The following is a 253-nucleotide window of genomic DNA, read 5'->3' as shown; positions in this document are numbered from 1 at the left end:
CAGCCCCATTTCTCCAGCAGATGAGCAAGGCCCTCGGCGCTGGAGAGGTCGTTCTCGATCAGCAGGATTTTCGCACCCTCCATGCCGCCATAGCGATAGTCGACGCTGGCCTGCTCGCGCACCGGGATCGCTACCGGATCAAACGTGCGCGGCACGGTGACCGAGAACACCGAGCCCTTGCCGGCGCGCGAGCGCAGCCTGATGTCATGGCCGAGCAGGTCGGCAAACCGGCGCACGATCGAAAGGCCGAGCC

General features: G+C 65.6%; 1 pseudogene. It reads right to left on the bottom strand.

Going from position 1 to position 253, the window contains the following annotated elements:
* Positions 1 to 253: pseudogene (locus AC0IXR_RS25110) on the bottom strand (hybrid sensor histidine kinase/response regulator); the annotation flags it as partial.

This window comes from Methylobacterium sp. AC832 (assembly GCF_979256025.1).
Note: the sequence above shows the minus strand (reverse complement) of the source record. Positions and strands in the feature narration are given on the sequence as shown.